The organism is Sphingobacterium prati (genome assembly GCF_013167215.1).
Classification (GTDB): Bacteria; Bacteroidota; Bacteroidia; order Sphingobacteriales; family Sphingobacteriaceae; genus Sphingobacterium; species Sphingobacterium prati.
Genome location: NZ_JABJWY010000034.1, coordinates 467,042 through 482,286, shown reverse-complemented (window position 1 = coordinate 482,286; position 15,245 = coordinate 467,042). Strand labels below are relative to the sequence as shown.

Here is a 15,245-nt window from a genome sequence, read left to right as displayed (position 1 = left end):
TGTTTCTTTGTAAAATCCAAAACTTTCTTTGCTGCTGAGCAGTTTATTCATAATAACAAAGGTAATTACTATGGATATTAGAACTAAAAGTGGAAGTAAAATAAAGACCTACTGGCGCATTTTGAAAAGTAGCATTGCTGGATTTGTAAATGAAGATTCAATGAAATATAGTGCTTCCTTATCTTACTATACTGTTTTTTCTATCGGTCCAATTTTAGTATTGATCATCGCACTTGCCGGAATATTTTATGGCGAAGATGCTATTGAAGGAAAGGTGTTTATGGAGTTGCGTGGCTTGGTAGGCAATAGTGCCGCCAAACAGATCCAGGAAGTTATCCAAAATCTTGAACTATCGGGGAAATCCAATATGGCGCTGATCATCAGCAGCATCACCTTGATTTTAGGAGCGACAACTGTATTTGGAGATATTCAGAATTCAATCAATAAAATCTGGCATGTGCGGGCAAAACCAAAAAAAGGCTGGTTAAAGTTAATTCAGGACCGCTTGCTGTCTTCTTCTTTGGTCATCGGACTCGGGTTTTTATTGGTTGTCACCTTGATTATTAATGGAGTCATTTTGGCTATGACCGGACAATTACAGCGCTATTTTCCTGATATGACGGTACTGTTGCTCGATGGAATCAACTTTGCGCTGTCGTTTGGAATTATATTTCTACTTTTTAGCATCATATTTAAAGTCCTTCCAGATGTTAATATTGAGTGGAAAACTGTGCGTGCAGGTGCTTTGTTTACCTCAATTTTATTCGTTTTTGGCCGTTATCTGATCGGAATATACCTCGAGCATTCGGCGACGCAGGATACCTATGGTGCCGCGGGCTCCTTTGTCCTGATTTTGCTTTGGGTATATTATACTGCAGCTATTTTATATTTCGGAGCCATCTACACCAGAGAGTATGCAACGGTGATGGGGATCCCGATTGAGCCAGCCCAATTCGCCGTACATGTGGAAACCCAGGAGATCGAACGCGCAGATGGTGAGATTCCCCCGGCTCCCCTGACTCAGGAGGACAAGAAGGTGGAAATTGATGCGGGAGATGATCACAAACATTAGGACGTCGTTGGCTTTTTAGCTTTTAGTTCGATGCTGTCTCTTCGGTATCGATGGTATTGTGCTCACGGTATAGCTTTTCGCCAATATGGCCTTTATCTCCCAGGGCACGGCCTTTGATCAGCCATGAAGTGCCGAATAAAAAGAGCGCTATCGCTTCAAATACAAGTGTCGCGTGTCCAAAGAGCTTGAGCGGAATGAATGCAATGCAAATGATTATACCATATCCACAAAATCGGTAAATATTGTTTTCATTTAGTATGCTTATGGGTATCTCGCTGTTCGGTTCTTGGCCAATTGTAAATACATTGATCGAAAGGAATGCAAAAGTTAGGAAAAGTACAGCAGCAAATCCATAGTGCAGTTCTTTCAATCCCATCGAAATCAGCGTACATTGTGTGCAGCTGGTACCGATCGGATCCGTAGGAATAAATGCGACTCCAATCGCCATAAATCCAGCAAGGTTTGTAAGCAGGTTGTCATTCTTCCAGATGACTTTGTTTCCATTGCCCTTATAGCAAATAAGAAATAACCCTACGGCACATAATGTTCCCGTAAAAATTTCACGCAGTTTTGAAAAATAATAATGACTTATGGATGGTTGTATCGCTGTGTCAAAAAACTTGAAAAGTGAAAATGAAACTAAGATCACGGGTAAAAAGATCCCCATATAACCAATTGCCCTACGTAATCTTCTATAAGCAAAGAGATTGTTGTTCTGAATTTTTTTGATGTGCATAAATACGATAATTGATTAGCTTAAAACTCGCCTGTTTGTGAGTTATACGATTGCTTAGTGCTTTCTGACTTCGGCATATAATCTATCCACATCTTTCTTTTGAAAAAGGGCAGTTCCTTCAGCCATTGTGGTGGCTGAGCCACAGGCAATTCCCATACGAAGTATTTCTTCAGGAGTTCCCTGTCCAGCCAGAACGGAAACCATGCCCGCAACCATGCTATCCCCGGCCCCAACCGTACTACGTATTTTTACAAGCGGTGGGATCATTCGAATTTTTTCTGTTGCGGTATACAATACAGCTCCCTGAGCCCCCAAAGATACCACAACAATGGCCGCTTGGCCCTGTGCAATTATTTGTTGGGCAGCATGATCTAAATCTGTGTTTTCCAGTTCCTCTTTCCCAACAAGGGCCGCCAATTCACCAGCATTGGGTTTCAGCAAAAACACGCCTTCCTCCAGTGCAGCTCTAAGGGCATCTCCGGATGTATCCACGACTACTCTACTTCCTTTTGTTTTATATTTCTTGATAAGAAACCCGATAAATTCAGCGGAGATATCGCCTGGAAGACTACCACTGATGACAACAAAATCAGGAGCCGGATATAATTGGTCGATAATAGTCAGAATTTCATCTTGTTCACTTGACGTAAAAGATGCACCTGGAAATCCAAACCGGTATTGCTGGTTGGTGGTCTGGTCTACAACAATAAAGTTTTCTCTTGTTTCACTGCTTATGTGGATTGGTATAATATCGAGTCCTTCCTGTTTCAAAAGAAGCTCCAGCATATCGCCCGTTTTTCCACCGGAAGTAAAAAGCACATTAGAAGGTATACCCAGCCGTTTCAGCGCGCGGCTTACATTAATACCGCCGCCCCCCGCTTCGTACTTTGGAGCGTTGCAGCGCAGTTTTTTTTCTGGAACGATGTTTTGAACACTAGTACTTTTGTCTACCGAAGGGTTTAATGTTATGGTTAAAATAGATTTTTTCATCCTATTACTGTTGTTAAATTCAGGTTTGTCCTATACTCCTTATTGCCATAATACCATCACTCAGGAGCGAATTACAATAAAGATAGCGTCCATACCATGAAGATAATTGATATTTGTAATATATACACAATTATGATGAAATTTACAGGCAATTGTCTTGATATACATCCTAGCGACTGTTACCGGTTCACGTTCTACTGCATTAACGCTGTCAAGCAGTTCGCCCCATTGTTTTTTAGCCGCAATTGATCGTAGCGCAAAGGCTGTTATTTTAATAATGATTTGTGTCCGACGGATTATAAGCCATTCTCTACGAATATAAAATTGCGCTTAAGCGGGATGATAAATGTCTTAAATTTATAGTGTTATTCGTGAAGGTACATTGGTCAATTAATAATACCAACAGTGAATGAAAAATTAGAGGCAGTATTGAATAGGAGACCTGGTTGGTTTTCAGGACACTAACAGAAGTAAACCAAATTTAAAAGTCTAAATTTTGAGCGATGTATAAATTAACTGTTTTATCGTTTTTTTTGCTCCGTTGTGCTGACAGCAACAATCATAAAACCGCCCAGCCTAAGAATATGGAAAATATAGAAATACGGTCGGTTGAAATCATGTCTGCCGGTGGTCAGCTGGGGTATAGCTCTCGTATGTTAATAGATGAGGATTCCACGCACTATAAGCAAACTGTCGCCGTTAATCAGGAAAAGAATTCGGAATATCATAAGAAAACAGCGTCTCAGGATTGGAATAACCTTATAGCTAATATCGATTTGGTAGCATTTAAGTCCGCAAAGGAAGGTAAAAGTGTTCAGCCCATGGATGGAATTGATATCAAGATTATTGTGGTAAGCAATTCTGATACCATCTCAAAAATGAATGCCTATAATAACAGTGAATGGAAATACATTGTTGAACATGTTTATCAGGTAAAGATGAATATAGACGGGGAACGAGGTAACAATTGATTTTAAAGTAGCAAAAGCAAAATTTTAGGATGTTCCTTATATAATTGACTAAAGATCTATAGAAGGAATAGCATAACAATTTATCTTAAAAAAGGTGGGATGATAAAAATATATAGACTTATTCTGGTAACAGCGTTTGTTTTCACGGCGTGTGATAATAAAACGGAAAAGAAAAAAATGGAAAAATCTCCATTAAAAGAAGTATTTGGAAAGGATAGCGTGCGTTCAGCGCCAATTAAGGTAATTTCGGGTGCAGAAGCAGATATATTAACATCGCTTCCCATCCGGCATTTTCCGATAGTGGACTCCACTGACTTCGAGAATTTTGACAAATCAGGGATACATGATAACGGTTTTCTGAAAAAGATCAATTTTGACCCCAAACGTAAAGATGCGACAAATTTCAGGCTTAATTATAAAGTACCATTTTCTGAAAAATTTGCTTCCATTGTGGTTACCTACCAAGGCGGTGAGCACGAATTATTCACAACATTGATCACAATAGATAAGGATAGCAAAATAATCGACAAACTTGAAATTGCATATGATGAAATAGCGGAATCTGCATTTGCAAAAACGAGTAGAATAGAGAAAAATAAAATAGTGGTAACAAATAGCAATTGGATGAGCGAAGATCCTATTTTTGAAACCGAAACGTTCATTTTAGAAAACGACGGTAAATTTAAAAAAGTACAGGCTGGTACATCGAACCCGGCCGACCCTTCGTTCGAATCCTGATACCTTTAAACAAGAAAAGCTAATCTTGCGATTAGCTTTTCCTTGTGTGATCCCGCTGGGATTCGAACCCAGGACCCATACATTAAAAGTGTATTGCTCTACCAGCTGAGCTACGGAATCGTACTTCTTTTTGAACTGCCGTTCCCTGTTTGAAGTGATGCAAAAGTAGGGCTTTAATCCTACTCCTGCAAATTTTTTCAGTTTAAAATCGCGTTAGCACGTTAAAAAGCTGATTTTAAGCCAAAAAAATTAATCGTTTTCCAATTCCATAATTTCCTCGGCCAATTGCTCCCATTGTTCCTGATAATGGATTAACATGGCCTTGGCCGAATTGTAAGCGCGTGTAGTTTCCTGTAACTTAGTCGCATCCGAATAAACAGCTTCATCCGCGAGTTTTAATTCGAGGTTCTTGACTATTATTTCTTGTTCTTCGACGTTTTTCTCCAATGTCGAAAGTTCTTTATTCTTTTTGCTTAGCAACCGTGTCCGGTCTTCAGATGGCGCCTGTTTTTCCTTTTTGACCTTTGGCTCTTCTTTGATTTTTTTCTCCGGTTTGCCCTCAGTTTTTATAATACGTTTTGCCGCCCATTCTTCATACTCCTGATAAGTGCCCGGATATTCTTTGATCTCCTTATCTTCGATATACCAAATTTTATTGGCCACATGATCCAGAAAATAGCGGTCGTGAGAAACAACAATAAACGTTCCTTCAAATTGTTGCAAAGCTTGGATCAAAATATTGACCGATTGCATATCCAAGTGGTTGGTAGGTTCATCGAGCGCCAGAAAGTTGGCATCAGCTGTCAGTGCTTTCGCAAGGGCTACACGGGATTTTTCACCTCCAGATAGTACCTTAATTTTCTTGAAGGCATCATCGCCAGTAAATAGGAAACAGCCTAGTATTGAACGCAATTCGGTCTCCGTATGTTTTGGGGCAAATGCCTGGAGCTCGGCCAATATTGAGTTTTCGAGGTGAAGTGCCTCCAACTGGTGTTGTGCAAAGAACGTTTGTGAGACATTGTGCCCATGTTCTGCTTTGCCTTCAAATTGATCGTCGGTACCAGCGACAATACGAAGTAGGGTAGACTTACCTTTTCCGTTTGCACCGATCAAAGCAATTTTATCACCTTTTTCAATAATTGCAGAGGTATTTTTTAGTATTTCTAAGTTCGGATAAGATTTAGAAATATTGTCTAATGTCACTACATGACGGCCAGAAGGTTTTGAAAATTTGAAGCTAAAGTTGACGGTTGGATTATCGTCATCCACATCTTCAATCTTTTCCATTCTATCCAAAGCTTTAATACGCGACTGTGCCATTTTTGCCTTGGACGCTTTGGCACGGAAACGTTCGATAAGCCGTTCTTCCTGCTTGATCTTCGCTTGCTGGTTTTTGAACTGGTTGGCCTGTAGTTCGTTTCTTAATTCTTTTTCCTCTAGGTAAAAGCTATAGTTACCTGCATAAAGTGTTAATTTTCCTTTGCGTGACTCTACTGTTTTTTTGATGATGCGGTCCAGAAAATACCTGTCGTGTGATACAATGACAATGGCTCCGTCAAAAGCCTGTAAATAGTTTTCAAGCCACTTGATCGAAGGTAAATCCATGTGGTTGGTAGGCTCATCCAACAATAGAATATCAGGAGTCTGCAACAGGATTTTGGCAAGCATTACACGCATGCGCCATCCCCCAGAGAATGTTGCCAGAGGTCTTTTTTGTTCTTCTTCTGAAAAACCCAGACCGGCCAGGATCTCGTGGGCTTTAAACTCGAGATTGTAACCATCCAGTGCCTCAAATTCCAACTGTCTGTCACTGAGTTTATTGAGAATATCGTCCGAATAATCAGTTTCCAATTTTGCGAGTAAATCCTCGATTTCGGCATGTAACTGATTTTGGCGTTCGAACGCTTCCATGGCTACATATAGAATGCTCTTGTCAGAATGGTAAGATAGTAAATCTTGATTTAGATAACCGATCTTAAGGTCCTTTGCCATGGAAATCGTTCCCGAAGTCGGGGCATACTGTCCAACAATTAACCGCAATAATGTAGATTTTCCGGCACCATTGGCACCTATTAAACCTACTTTATCACCTGGTTTGATGTGCCAGTTTGCCTCATCATACAACGCACGGGATCCTATTTCAAATGTTAAATTATTTATTGATATCATTTCAAATGCAAAAGTACAAAAGTAATGAATATTTCTTCTTGTTTGAGTAACTTTGCCATTATGTATAAATTAGTCAAACCTATATTCTTTACAATGAATCCGGAGACGGCTCACCATAGGGTGACCGGCGGATTGAATGTCTTCTCAAAAATCTGGGGTGCCAAGCGATTATTGAATGCTATTTTTACGGTAGAAGATCCTCGTCTGGAACGTGAGGTATTTGGATTGAAGTTTAAAAATCCGGTAGGTCTTGCCGCTGGCTTCGATAAAAATGCCGAATATATTTCCGACATGACTAATTTAGGATTTGGTTTTATTGAAATCGGAACAGTTACACCAAAACCTCAGCCGGGAAATGACAAACCACGGATGTTTCGTCTTGTGCCGGATGAAGCGTTGATCAACCGTATGGGATTTAATAATCAGGGAGCGGATGTGGCTGCAAATCGCTTGAAGAACCTGAAAGACCGAAAAGGACTTCTTATCGGCGGCAATATTGGAAAGAATAAAGTTACACCGAATGAAGAGGCGGTAACCGATTATATTTATTGTTTCAATGCACTCTTTGATTACGTGGATTATTTTGTTGTCAATGTCAGTTCACCCAATACACCTGGCCTGAGGGATTTGCAGGAAAAAGAACCGTTGAAAAATATACTAAATACCCTACAGCACTTGAATAAAGCAAAACCAGCTTCAAAACCTATTTTGCTTAAGATTGCTCCCGATTTAACAGACAGTCAATTGGATGATATTGTGGAAATCGTTGTGGAGACACAGATTGCAGGGGTCATTGCCACAAATACCACGATTTCGAGAGAAGGTTTAAAGAGCCAGGAGGAGTTGACCAAGGAAGCCGGAGGAGTAAGTGGACGACCACTGACCAAGCGCTCTACGGAAGTAATCCGTTACTTAAATGAAAAATCCAATAAAGCATTCCCGATTATTGGTGTCGGCGGCATTCATTCTGCCAAGGACGCTATTGAAAAGCTTGATGCAGGTGCCAGTCTTATCCAGGTCTATACCGGATTTATCTATGAAGGGCCGGGCTTGATTGCAAACATCTGTAAAGGGATACTACAGACAGGAAGATAGATTAGGATAATGGCTGTAGATTTTAATTTAAAAGACTTTTTGGATAAAAAGGTTGATGAATATAATCAACCCAATTTTATCCCCAATGACCCGATCTCCATTCCACATCAATTTTCTGCCAAGCATGATATTGAAATTACAGGGTTCCTGGCCGCTATTATGGCTTGGGGACAACGTAAAACGATTATTAACAAATGCAATGAACTGATCAAAAGAATGGACGGTACGCCTTACGATTTTATTATGAATCATCAGGAGCAGGATTTAAAAAGCCTGCTTGGTTTTAAGCATCGTACGTTCAACGATACGGATATACTCTATTTCGTTGCTTTTTTTAAACATCATTACAATCACTTTACCTCCTTGGAGGACGCCTTTTTAATGGGACAGGAAGCCCTGGAAGCGGTGAATTTGGAACAGGCGCTCAATGCATTTAAAGTGTATTTTTTTTCTTTGCCTGACTATCCACATCGTACACGTAAACATATCAGTAGCCCAGCCCAGAAGTCTACTGTCAAACGTATCAATATGTTTCTGCGCTGGATGGTCCGAAAGGATAATAACGGGGTTGACTTTGGTCTTTGGGACCGGCTGTCTCCAAAAGATCTCATCTGCCCATGTGATGTCCATGTCGAACGTGTTGCACGAAAATTTGGACTGATTACTTTGGAAAAGGTCAATTGGAAGACAGCGCTTGAGCTGACCGGGAATCTTCGCCTCCTGGATCCTAATGATCCTGTGAAGTATGATTTTGCGCTTTTTGGTCTGGGGGTCGAAAGGGAACTTTAATTACCTGTCTTGCTTCAATATCGAATGTTCCGTATCATAAAGCCCGCATTCAAAAATACGGGCCTTTTGTTCTTTAGCAAGGGCGGTCACCCGAGATGGTCGATCTTAATCAGGAGATCCACCAAGCGATTGGAATAGCCAAATTCATTGTCGTACCAACCCACAACTTTCACTAATCCGCCAACAATTGAGGTCAATTGGGCATCGAAAACACAAGAATAGGGATTGTTTATAATATCGACAGATACGATTGGATCTTCCGTATAAAACAATACTTGCTTTAATTCATTTTCCGCCGCGGCTTTGAAGGCGCTGTTGATTTCTTCAACCGTTGTTTCTTTTTCCAAGGTACAGGTAAAATCTGTCAATGATCCGTTCAATACAGGAACACGTATACCCGCTCCACCCAATTTATCCTGTAAATGCGGGAAGACGTTGGTAATCGCCTTGGCAGCACCTGTCGTTGTCGGTATGATCGCCGAAGAGGCTGCCCGTGCGCGTCTCAAATCTTTGTGTGGTGCATCATGCAGATTTTGATCTCCCGTCATAGAGTGAACAGTAGTAATATATCCGTCTTTTATCCCCCAATTGTCGTCTAATATTTTGACTAAGGGCGCGACATTGTTGGTTGTACAGGAGGCATTCGAGAGAATGGATTCGGAGAGGTCCACCGTGTTGTCGTTGATACCCAATACAACTGTTGCAATATCTTTGTCTGCTGGAGGAGCGGAGATGATTACCTTTTTGGCTCCGGCAGTTAAGTGTAGTGTCGCTTTCTGGCGACTTGTAAAATGGCCTGTAGATTCAACAACAACATCAATATGCAAGGATTTCCAGGGTAGTAGGGCTGGATCTCTTTCATTAGTTACCAAAATGGGATGGCCGTTCACGATGATATGATTCTCGTCGTGTGTGACCGTGCCGGAGAAAGGTCCATGAACTGAATCATATTTGAACAAATGGGCCAAAGTCTTGGTATCCGCCAAATCATTGATGGCAACTACCTGCAGCTGACTAAAAGTCTCACGCAGAAAAATATTGCGTAGGGTGTTTCTTCCGATACGCCCAAATCCGTTTATCGCTATATTGAGCATTTCAGCTTATTTATGAAATTGGCTTATCACCTCATTAATATTCTTCTCACCTTCCCAATGTACTTTTAGTTTACCATCAGCACCGTAGACATAATTTGCCGGGAATTGTGAGGGGACATGTATGCTTTGGATAAAGGTTTGATCTTTGTCAATCAATACCTCTACATTGGAGGATTTAGACAATTTTGGTGCAAAGCTGTCGAAGAAGCCTAATACCAATGCCGGATCATTCATGGAAATGTAGAAGATGTTTACATCTTTTAGCCGATCGATATTTTTTTCAAGTTCGGTTGCTTCATGTTGGCAGTGGCTACATCCCGGATCAAATAAAATAAAAACGGTATTCTTATCTTTAGCAAGGTTCTCATTGCTGACACGTATACCCGATCGAAGTTGGTAAAAAGTGAAATTAGGAAGAATTGCAGCTGGCTCGGAAGACTGCGCGGGCGCCGCTTGCGCATGGTCATGGCCAGTATGATCGTGACCTGCGTGATCTTGACTATCTGCGGTATTTTCCGGTGTGTTACTTTCCGTACCTGTTACCTTTTGATTGCCTTTATTGTTACATGAATAAAGCATAGCTGCCGCTAATACAGCGGTTACTCCTAAGATTATTTTTTTGTTCATAGACTACCTTTGATTTTAAACCAGTTTCCGCGATTTTTTATTGTTTTAGATTCGTCAATAGGATGTGTTTTTTAGCTCAACTTTAGCTGAATGCCAACCATGCTCCAACGAAATCAATAAAGAATCAAAACTATAAAAAAAATGGGACTATGCATGGTCTAATCTTAAGTTATGACAGTTTACTGGTTAAACGTCAATAACACTGGCTACTGCTATTTGTCCTGGGATTTGTTTTATTGTGATCTATCTTTGATATCAGGTGGACTGTTTGGATCTATCAGCGAGGTTGATTGGATGATTTCTGGTGTACCACGGCCAAACTCGTTACCATAGACTTTAAGGAGTACGCCTACGCAAGAAAGAATAAGAGGTCCAAATATCAATCCAAGCATGCCGAATAAATTTAATCCAAGCAATACACCAAAAACAGTAATTAAGGGATGGACATCGCCCAGTTTTTTTAAGATTGTAAAGCGAAGGACATTGTCAATACTCCCGATGATAATGATGCCGTATAGTGCAAGGCCGATGGCATTGCCGGATTGCCCATTTGCCAATAGAAATACAGCTGCTGGAAGATAGACCACCATTGTGCCTAAAATGGGGATAATGGTCGATACTGCGGTTAAAATACCCAGAAAAATTGGGTTTTCAAGCCCGAAAATCCAATAGCCTACACCGGCGACAACACCTTGACACATTGCAAGGATCGGAATGCCAATAGCATTTGATTTGACCATCATATCGAATTCTTTCCATAGCTCTGCTTTACTGCCTGTGGAAAATGGGATGGCATTATATATGGTCCGTTCTAGCTGCTTGCTGCTTACCAACATGAAATAAAGTACAAATAAGGCTACCAAAACATTGACACCAACTTCGGCAACGGAATTCAGGATGTTCGGAATAAACTTTGCTGCCCGTTGTAGTCCGCCCATCAAAGCGGTATCCGATAGATCAATGCTGCTGAGGTATGGATTATCCTTGAAATAGTTTTTAATGGAATCAAATTTTTCCATAATCTCATCTTTATTGCTAATTGCATCAGTTACCTGAGGGACCATATAATTGATCAGTAAATAAAGCGGGCCGACCAGAAATACAATCGTGAGCAGGATTAATAAAAGACTTGCGATGGACCTTTTCCATTTTCTTTCTTCGGTCAATTTAAAATTGATTTTTCGGAAGAGGATATATAATGTTATTGCTCCCAAAAAGCCGGGAAGATAATAGAATAAATTCGTAAATATCAAGATGCATATCAGCAGAATTATGATGATAAGCATGATCTGGTTAATGGAATTGTTGTTGATCTGTTTGTATTTCATGTGTCTGGAATAAATATCACTTTAATTTCTATGTATCGTATGACAATATTTTTTTACAAATGTTTTATATTGTTAAATTAAACTTACTTTTTTACAATTTCAATGATTTTTTAATTTCTTTTTCAAGTCGACAAATCTAAGCGATGAGATTGGTAAATCAATAGGATGTGGAGGGGATTATTCGGCTAAAGGATTGTTTCAACTGCAAAAATTGGGGTACATCAATACTGCTATATGTTGTGGACAGGATGCCAACAAAAGTAGGAGCGGAGCAAAAAAACTGTCGCTTAAGCGATGTATTTATGGTGAAAATTAATTTTGGTTTTGTGGCATTAGAATTTCCTTTAGAATGGTCATAATATCATACTGCTTGACGAAGAGTATGGACTGCGCCGGTGAATGCGCAGTAGAAGGATTATTATTTGCAGCAGTTAAACGAACAGTTGATCTAGCTGATTTATGAAAAAAAGGATGCGACCCTTTCCCTTTCCTATTATTTGAAAATAAGCCCATAATCTTTCTTTTTGGTTATTAGCGTCAGTTTTTTGGCTACTGACGCTATACTAATTTACAAAATTACTTTTGGATTTGCAATTAATTAATGAAAATTTGACTACCTCGTTCTTCATCTTTTTCTATAGAAAGCGATAATGGAATCCGTTCTTTCAATTCTTGCACATGGGAGATAATACCGACAATCCGATTTTCTTTTTGAAGATCAAGCAACGTTTCGAAAACGATATTGACAGAAGCAATATCTTGAGTACCAAAACCTTCATCAATAAAAAAGAAGTTTTTTGAGGCTTTGGTATTAGATTGCACACTTTCGGCTAAGGCTAGCGCCAGACTCAAGGAGACTTGAAAAGCTTGACCGCCAGAGAGTGTTTTAACACTCCGACTTTTCCCTTCATTTAAATAGTCTATGATTTCAAACTCATTGTTTTCATTAATATGTAAGCTCAACTGGTTGCGGGTCATCCGGTGAAAGCGGATATTCGCATGATCACAGAGCTGACGTAAATAGATTGATGATACGTATTGCACGAACCCCGCGCCCTTAAATAGGTTGAACAGTTGTTTCAGATTATCATTCCGTAGCGCTAGCTTTGCCTGCTCGTGTAGCAAAATTTCTTTTTTTTCAAAAGCAGTTTCCAGCTGATTCAATTCCTGCTCATATTTAGCGACGTTCTCCGTAAGAATTTTTAGCTGATGAGAATTTTGTTCCAATGCAGTTTCTTGCTGTAAAAAAAATGCTTCATCGTACACTTTATCAACTAACTTTTTGTCTAACTGTGCAATTTGTGCTTTCAGGGTTTCAAATTTGATCTGAAATTGCTCAAGTTCGGCTCGGATCTGCTGAACTGGTAAGTTCTCAGCCAAAGTTTCTTTCACCTGATCTATCGTGTTGAAAGGAGAAACTTTCAGAAGTTGCTCGATGACCGCTTCAGCTTCTACTATCTCGTTATCAATTTTACTAATCCGATCCTGAATAGATTGTACTAAGCTATTTTGTGCGGCAAGTTGACTGTTTAGTCCATTTAGCTGTTCCGTAAGCTCCTTATAGTGCTTTTCTATGTGGAGGTTCTCTGCTTTTAACGTACTATATTGGTTTTCGACAGCCGCATGTTCCAAGGGCTGGTAATCTGGCCACTTTAAATGTTTAAGATGTCCAATATTTTGATTAATCTGGGTCTGTTTTCGTGCTTCATTTACTTCAAGTTCATTTAATTTATTGTTCGCTTTGTCCAGTTTTTTCTCTAAATCGGCCAATACCAACTTCCGGTTGGTTAAGATTTGCTCCGTTGCCACGATCTGAGCTTCAATGCGAGTAAGTTCCTGTTTTTTCTGCGTATAAACGGACTCGTCCATACTGCTGTAATTCTGCCAGGTAAACTGAAGCAGGTGGTTGGATTTAAGCGATTCATGTGCACGGCTCTTTTCTGTGAGATCATTTTGCTGCGCCTCAAGTGACTGCAGGCGAAGCAAGAGTTTTTCGATCTCGAATTTCTGATCGGTCCTGGATTTTATCGCCCCAGTGATTTTCGCGATGGCATCACGATTGTCAGTAAGTTCTTGGGTAATGTCGATGCCTTCAGCGATCGCTGGATGCTCCAGGGCACCACATAAAGGGCAGGGGGAGCCTGCGCTCAGATTCTCGGCAAAATGTGTTAGCTTTTGCTGTAACAGAAGATGTGCTTTCTCGTCGTTTAGTGCGCTCAGCCTGGCCTCAAGGGTTAGTAATTCGCTGTTGTACTTGGATTCAAATTCAACAGCATCGAAGCCCCGGCGTCGCAAATTATCGTTCAGATCGGCTATAGTAGTCTTCAACTCAGCAAGTTGCTGATGGAGTTCAGCTTCCTGTTGGAGAATGGCTTGATGTCTTGTATACCATTGACCCAGTTCCATCAGCTCATTTGCAGAAGGTTTCGATTGTTTCAGACGAAGGAGTAAGGCTTCCGTTTCTTGGATACTGTTCTTACTTTGTATTTGCTGTTCTTTGGCTTCCCTGACAAAATTCCGTCCTTTCTCTGCGCTTTCTTTTAGCCCTTTTATCTCCGATGAAAAAGTGATCAGCTGCAGAATTAGTTCCAGATCCAACTCACTGATGCGCCGTTCAGATAGTCTTTCGTACTGGGGTTTAACTTCTTGAAGCTGCAGCGATAACTGTTGATTAAGCTGCTGGATATCGTTGGACTTTGTTTCCTCGCGTTGCAGCCTGCTGTGTTCATACCTATTTTCCTGCTTCAATTTGTCCTGTGACTGTAGGATATGATAAAAATTTGTATATGCCTCTTCAAAGCGGATCATACGCTGGCGTAGATGTTCTTTTTCTGCCTGCTGATCTGTTAGCTGTTGAAATTGAGATTTCATTTTATGCAGTTGTAAGAAATCCTCTTTGATATTTTTGACGCGCTGGAATTTTTCCTGAAGAAGCTTGTTGCTATCCTGAGCCAATATAAAAGATTCCCGTTCCCCCCGCAGCTTGTCCCTTATTGCCAGGATATGCTCGCTGTTGATCTCTTCATAGCTCATCAGCTGGCCATTGAGCTGGTCCAGCTCAGACTGATTTTTTTTATAAAGTGTCGCTACTTTGTCCTGCAGATCAAAGCGGTGGAGCTGAAAGATTTCTTTCATCATATCGGTGCGTTCTTTCGCACCCAGTTCAATGAATTCTTTGAACTGTCCCTGGGGAATAATGATTGTTCTTTTGAAATTTTCGTAGCTTAATCCAATGATGGATTGTGTGTTACTGCTTTCCAGCGGAATCCATTGTTCATTAATGTTTTCGTACAATACAACGGTGGGCGATTTGACATCCTCAAAATTTTTGGAGTTCCGTTTGAATTCACGGGTGATCTTAAACGTGCGGTTATCGAAGTTGATAAAATTCAATTCGATATACGAACGGTTTGATTTCAGGTTCATCATATTATAGGCCCGCCTATCCCGCGCGTTTAAGCGCTCGGTTTCGCCATATAAGGCATAGGTAATTGCTTCCAAAATTGAAGATTTGCCCGAGCCAACAGCGCCAAAGATCCCAAAAAGTCCAACATTTGTCAATGCGGTGAAATCTATTGTCTGACGTTCTTGGTAAGAGTATATGCCTTCTATAATTAACTTTAAAGGGATCATGGG

12 protein-coding genes and 1 tRNA gene are annotated in these 15,245 nt (G+C 40.4%); 5 read left to right on the top strand and 8 right to left on the bottom strand.

Features of this window, described 5'->3' with window-relative positions; genetic code table 11:
* Positions 1 to 70: 70 nt before the first annotated feature.
* Entirely contained in the window at positions 71 to 1,072 is a 1,002-nt protein-coding gene (locus HPC41_RS12270; protein ID WP_172394298.1) for a YihY/virulence factor BrkB family protein, read from the top strand.
* A 22-nt stretch (positions 1,073 to 1,094) separates the two neighbouring features.
* On the opposite strand, the gene HPC41_RS12265 is transcribed toward HPC41_RS12270, so the two are convergent.
* Both HPC41_RS12265 and HPC41_RS12260 read right to left on the bottom strand, forming a co-directional pair.
* Entirely contained in the window at positions 1,095 to 1,808 is a 714-nt protein-coding gene (locus HPC41_RS12265) for a hypothetical protein (RefSeq protein WP_172394297.1), read from the bottom strand.
* 54 nt (positions 1,809 to 1,862) lie between these two features.
* Positions 1,863 to 2,798: a 1-phosphofructokinase family hexose kinase gene (locus HPC41_RS12260; protein WP_172394296.1), complete on the bottom strand. Its 936-nt coding sequence runs from the start codon at positions 2,796 to 2,798 to the stop codon at positions 1,863 to 1,865.
* Between the two features lie 584 nt (positions 2,799 to 3,382).
* On the opposite strand from HPC41_RS12260, the gene HPC41_RS12255 reads away from it, so the two are divergent.
* Together HPC41_RS12255 and HPC41_RS12250 are read left to right on the top strand one after the other, a co-directional pair.
* Entirely contained in the window at positions 3,383 to 3,769 is a 387-nt protein-coding gene (locus HPC41_RS12255; protein ID WP_172394295.1) for a hypothetical protein, read from the top strand.
* A 177-nt stretch (positions 3,770 to 3,946) separates the two neighbouring features.
* On the top strand, positions 3,947 to 4,507 hold the full coding sequence (locus tag HPC41_RS12250; RefSeq protein ID WP_172394294.1) for a hypothetical protein: 561 nt from the start codon (positions 3,947 to 3,949) through the stop codon (positions 4,505 to 4,507).
* Positions 4,508 to 4,554: 47 nt separating this feature from the next.
* On the opposite strand, the gene HPC41_RS12245 is transcribed toward HPC41_RS12250, so the two are convergent.
* Positions 4,555 to 4,627 (bottom strand) — tRNA-Lys (locus HPC41_RS12245).
* Positions 4,628 to 4,756: 129 nt separating this feature from the next.
* A complete protein-coding gene (locus HPC41_RS12240; protein WP_172394293.1) occupies positions 4,757 to 6,676 on the bottom strand; it encodes an ABC-F family ATP-binding cassette domain-containing protein in 1,920 nt (639 codons plus the stop codon).
* 60 nt (positions 6,677 to 6,736) lie between these two features.
* Between HPC41_RS12240 and HPC41_RS12235 the strand changes: the two genes are divergently transcribed.
* Positions 6,737 to 7,771, top strand: coding sequence for a quinone-dependent dihydroorotate dehydrogenase (locus tag HPC41_RS12235; RefSeq protein ID WP_172394292.1), 1,035 nt, complete (start codon positions 6,737 to 6,739; stop codon positions 7,769 to 7,771).
* A gap of 9 nt (positions 7,772 to 7,780) precedes the next feature.
* The gene (locus tag HPC41_RS12230) at positions 7,781 to 8,560 is read left to right on the top strand and encodes a TIGR02757 family protein (RefSeq protein ID WP_172394291.1); all 780 of its coding nucleotides are present in this window, start codon (positions 7,781 to 7,783) and stop codon (positions 8,558 to 8,560) included.
* A gap of 86 nt (positions 8,561 to 8,646) precedes the next feature.
* Here the strand turns inward: HPC41_RS12230 and gap are convergent, their stop codons facing one another.
* The 4 genes from gap to HPC41_RS12210 form a co-directional block, all read right to left on the bottom strand.
* Positions 8,647 to 9,654 carry a type I glyceraldehyde-3-phosphate dehydrogenase gene (gene gap / locus HPC41_RS12225; RefSeq protein WP_172394290.1) on the bottom strand — a complete coding sequence of 336 codons (1,008 nt, stop codon included), beginning with the start codon at positions 9,652 to 9,654 and terminating at the stop codon, positions 8,647 to 8,649.
* 6 nt (positions 9,655 to 9,660) lie between these two features.
* Positions 9,661 to 10,281, bottom strand: a complete 621-nt coding sequence (locus HPC41_RS12220) for a TlpA family protein disulfide reductase (protein ID WP_172394289.1) — start codon at positions 10,279 to 10,281, stop codon at positions 9,661 to 9,663.
* A gap of 233 nt (positions 10,282 to 10,514) precedes the next feature.
* The gene (locus HPC41_RS12215; RefSeq protein WP_172394288.1) at positions 10,515 to 11,609 is read right to left on the bottom strand and encodes an AI-2E family transporter; all 1,095 of its coding nucleotides are present in this window, start codon (positions 11,607 to 11,609) and stop codon (positions 10,515 to 10,517) included.
* Between the two features lie 594 nt (positions 11,610 to 12,203).
* On the bottom strand, positions 12,204 to 15,242 hold the full coding sequence (locus HPC41_RS12210) for an AAA family ATPase (protein WP_172394287.1): 3,039 nt from the start codon (positions 15,240 to 15,242) through the stop codon (positions 12,204 to 12,206).
* Positions 15,243 to 15,245: the final 3 nt, after the last annotated feature.